The following is a 4762-nucleotide window of genomic DNA, read 5'->3' as shown; positions in this document are numbered from 1 at the left end:
GTTTACGACACTTAATTATTTTGAATAATTAATAATTGGATTTTAGCAATTCTACATCTATGAAGAAAATTTTTACCAGCATTTTATTATTGGTTTTAACCGGTGGAATTTTAAAAGCTCAATCTGTATATCAACCTTATTCGTACCAGTTTTACCAGAAACTGAATGAGGATGTTTATTCCACTAAAACCCGTTTCCATAGTTCCTTAAAGCCTTTTTTGGGCGATGATTCATTATTGAAACATCATTACGATTCGTTAATGAATAACATAGGCAGCTTTAATGGTAAATTTTTTAATGAACACCAGATTGATGTAAAAGGGAGTAATTCAACTTTCTATGCCGATTTGTTACCCGATTTTAACGTGAGCCGGGATTTTTCGGGCAAAAAGAATACCAGTTTCGGCTCATTAGGATTGCAGATAGGCGGAACATTAGGCAACCAGTTTTCCTATTACGTAAGCGCTTACGAAAACAGGGCTCAGTTACCAGAGTACCTGGCTACCTACACTAACCAGGTTGGTATAGTGCGCGGGCAGGCTTATGGCGGGCTTTATGGCAGTGAGTACCGCTGGTCTTACATAACGGCACTGGTATCCTATACCCCAGCTAAATATTTAAATATAACTGCCGGGCGCGATAAAACATTTATTGGCGATGGTTACCGGTCTGTACTCTTGTCTGATTATGCATCCCCCTACCCATTTTTTAAAGCAACCGCCACACTGGGGAATGTTAAATATATAGCTATGTGGGCGTATATGGACGATCCGCTGTCTGCCCGTGTTGATAACAGTGACAGGAAAAAATTTGCCGTGTTTCATTATTTAGACTGGAATGTAAGTAACCGTTTATCATTTGGATTTTTTGATTCGGTCATATGGGGAGCAAAGGATGATGCAGGGCATCAGCGAGGTTTTGACTTTACTTATCTTAATCCCATTATATTTTTAAGGCCGGTTGAGGCGTCAAATGGCTCGCCTGATAATGCTTTATTAGGACTTACCGGTAAATACAAAATAAGTGATGGTATCACGGCATACGCCCAATTTGCATTGGATGAATTTGAATCCAAAAATTTCTTCTCGGCCACTGGAAGCTCCCGCAATAAATATGCATGGCAGTTTGGATTCAGGGGAGCAAACCTGTTTAATGTTAAAGGGTTAAATTACTTACTTGAAACTAACAACGCTAAGCCATTTACCTACTCTGAACGCAGTTCGGTGCAAAATTATACTGACAATGGCGAGCCGCTTGCACATCCTTGGGGGGCCAACTTCCGCGAGGTTGTGGGCTTGTTGAATTACTCCTACAAAAGGTTCGATTTCTCTGGTGAAGCTGATTATGGTCACTATGGCTTAGATATTAACGGCCAAAACTATGGAAAAGACCTTTTCCAGGTATATATTGATCCTGTAAGGCAAAACGGTAACTACACCGGCCAGGGCTTAACTACCAATATGGTATTTTTGGAAGGTAAAATAGCTTATCTTATTAATCCCAAATACAACCTGCGTATCGAGCTTGGCGGCCTTTACCGTACCGAAAAAAACAACCGGTTTAATGATAAAACAGCTATGCTAACTTTTGGCATTCGCAGTTCGTTCCGCAGTATGTATAATGATCTGGCGAGTTATAAGGTACATTGATGAGCGTACGATAAGAAAAGTAGTTTAACCCGGCAGAGGTATCCGCAGTTCGTTCAGCATCGCCGGTCTGAATAAAGCTTTACGACGCTATCGTATGCGCACTCCTCTGGGCGCCTAAGTTTTTAACCTGTTTAGCTACGCCATGGGCATCAAAGCCGCACTCGGCCCAAAGTTCTGGTTGTTCGCCGTGCTCAATTATTCTGTCTGGTATCCCCAATCGTTTTACCTGTGTTTGCTGGTAACCGTTATCGGCCATAAACTCCAACACAGCGCTCCCCATACCGCCTTCAAGGCAGCCATCTTCAACGGTGATTACTTTATCAAACTTTCTGAACACATCGTGCAATAAAGCCTCATCAAGTGGTTTTACAAAACGAAGGTCATAATGTGCAGGGTAATAACCTTCTGTATTTAAAGCGGCAGTTGCTTTTACAACTTCGTTGCCAATAGCGCCAATCGATAGTATCGCTACGTCCTCACCGTCACAAATCTTACGTCCCTTACCAACAGGTATAGCTTTAAAAGGGCGTTGCCAATCAACCATCACACCGTTACCACGTGGGTATCTTATCACAAACGGACCCATGTTATCCTGTTGAGCAGTATACATCAGGTTGCGCAGTTCTTCCTCGTTCATCGGGGCCGATACCGTCATGTTGGGGATGCAGCGCATATAAGCCAGGTCATAAGCCCCATGGTGGGTTGGCCCATCAGCGCCGGCAAAACCGGCACGGTCCAAACAAAATATTACGTTGAGTTTTTGTATGGCCACATCGTGGATCACCTGGTCATATGCCCTTTGCATAAAGCTGGAGTATATATTACAAAATGGTATTAAACCCTGGGTAGCCAGGCCTGCCGAAAACGTAACGGCGTGTTGTTCGGCTATACCTACGTCGAATGCCCGGTTAGGCATAGCTTTCATCATCAGGTTTAATGAACATCCTGATGGCATAGCTGGGGTAATACCCATAATTTTAGGGTTCTGCTCGGCCAGTTCGATTATAGAAATACCAAACACATCCTGGTATTTAGGAGGCTGCGGCTTCTCTTGTTTTGTTTTTTTGATCTCGCCGGTTATTTTATCAAATAAGCCTGGCGCATGCCATTTGGTTTGGTCCTTTTCGGCAAGGGCATAGCCTTTACCTTTGGTAGTAACACAATGCAATATTTTAGGACCTGGTATATTGCGCAGGTCTTTTAAAACCCTTACCAGGTGGTTTACATCATGCCCGTCAATAGGTCCAAAATATCTGAATTTTAAGGCTTCAAAAAAGTTGCTTCGTTTAAGCAACGTTCCTTTTATACTTTTTTCTAATTTTTGAGCAATCCTGAACGCATCCGGGCCTATGGCCGATAGTTTGGCCAGCACATGAGCAATATCATCCCTGAAACGGTTGTAAGGCTTGGAGGTAGTAATATCTGTAAGATATTCCTTCAAGGCACCCACGTTAGGGTCGATAGACATGTTGTTGTCATTCAGTATCACCAGCAGGTTTGAGTTTTCGATACCTGCATGGTTAAGCGCTTCAAAAGCCATCCCGGCAGTCATGGCGCCATCGCCAATTACGGCAACATGCTGCCTGTCGGTCTCGCCCTTATAATGCGATGCAACGGCCATGCCCAAAGCAACAGATATGGAAGTAGAGGAGTGCCCTACACCAAAAGTATCATATTCGCTTTCAGATCGTTTTGGAAACCCACTAATGCCTTTATAAATTCTGTTGGTATGAAAAGCCTCGCGCCGGCCGGTTAGTATTTTATGGCCGTAAGCCTGGTGGCCTACATCCCATACTAACTGGTCATAAGGGGTGTTTAAAACGTATTGCAGGGCTACTGTGAGCTCCACAACACCAAGGCTGGCAGCAAAGTGACCGCCATTTACTGATACCACATCAATAATGTACTGGCGTAGCTCCTGACAAACTTTTTCAAGTTGGTCTTCATTAAGTTGCTTTAAATCAGAGGGGTAATTTATTTTCGATAATAAATCTCCGGCCGGTACCTGCATAGACATTCGTAAGAGTATTTAACTTACAAAGTAAGCTAATTATTTATAAATAAAGTACATCAAAATGGATTAATTGTTTGAGGGAAAGAGAAAGGAGATTAAAATCAGGTATCAGGAAAAGGGTTTAATTGTTTGTTTCTTAATAAATTATTCAAAAATCTTGCCTCTTGATTCTTGTTTCTTGATTCTCAGCCCTTACTTTTGTTGCTACAAATATGACCGACGACAGCTTTGCCATAAGATTACCCCAGTTTGAAGGCCCGTTTGATTTGCTGCTGTTTTTTATTGAGCGGGATGAACTTGATATTCATGATATCCCCATTGCCAAAATTGCCGACGATTTTTTGAACTACATTCACCAGATGACCAGCCTTAACATGGAGCTGGCCAGTGAATTTATATTTGTTGCAGCAACGCTGATGCGCATAAAAGCAAAAATGCTGTTGCCCCGGTATGAGGCTGAAGATGCCGGCGACGATACTGATACCAAAGAGAACCTGATAAGGAAGCTGATAGAATATAAAAAGTTTAAGGAATTGTGCGAAGAGTTGCGCCCTTATGAAGACGAAAGATTTAAACAGGAAAAACGCGGCAACATCAAACACGATCTGGAACAGGTTGAAAAAGTAGTTTTACCCGGCGAGGAATTATCAGAAATAACGCTGTATAAATTAATGATGGTACATGAACGCCTTATGCGTAACTACCTAAACCGTAGCGAAGAGGTAAAACACACCGTTGAGCAATACCCTTACACTATTGAAAAGCAAAAGAAAGCGGTTGCCGATTTGCTGAAGATTAACAAAATGCTCGATTTTAAAGCTTTGGCTAAAGAATCAGAAAACAAGGTGCATTTTGTTTACAACTTTCTGGCTGTGCTTGAAATGCTGCAACAGGAACTGATTGATATACAAATAGGACTGGGGTATAATAATTTTTGGATCTCGTCTAAAGAGATTTGAGATATTAGACATAACCGGACGAGGGATTATTTCTACTTCGACAAGACACGATACTCTCAAATCTGTTTTGGTAAATGGAAGATAAGTTTATAACAAAAACATATTGGTTATAAGTGCCTGAACAGCAAATTATATTGTGC

3 protein-coding genes are annotated in these 4762 nt (G+C 41.8%); 2 read left to right on the top strand and 1 reads right to left on the bottom strand.

Annotation, left to right across the window (positions count from 1 at the left end):
- Window positions 1–59: 59 nt before the first annotated feature.
- Window positions 60–1649, top strand: coding sequence for a gliding motility protein RemB (locus tag AC1DPZ_RS22070; RefSeq protein WP_477407495.1), 1590 nt, complete (start codon window positions 60–62; stop codon window positions 1647–1649).
- Window positions 1650–1728: 79 nt separating this feature from the next.
- Here AC1DPZ_RS22070 and dxs read toward each other — a convergent pair whose 3' ends face one another.
- Entirely contained in the window at window positions 1729–3660 is a 1932-nt protein-coding gene (dxs, locus tag AC1DPZ_RS22065) for a 1-deoxy-D-xylulose-5-phosphate synthase (protein WP_477407497.1), read from the bottom strand.
- 215 nt (window positions 3661–3875) lie between these two features.
- On the opposite strand from dxs, the gene AC1DPZ_RS22060 reads away from it, so the two are divergent.
- Complete coding sequence (locus AC1DPZ_RS22060) at window positions 3876–4622, top strand: segregation and condensation protein A (protein WP_477407493.1); 747 nt, start codon at window positions 3876–3878, stop codon at window positions 4620–4622.
- Window positions 4623–4762 lie beyond the last annotated feature (140 nt).

Source organism: Mucilaginibacter sp. P4_G9 (assembly GCF_056400985.1).
This window is presented reverse-complemented; position numbering and strand designations above follow the sequence as displayed.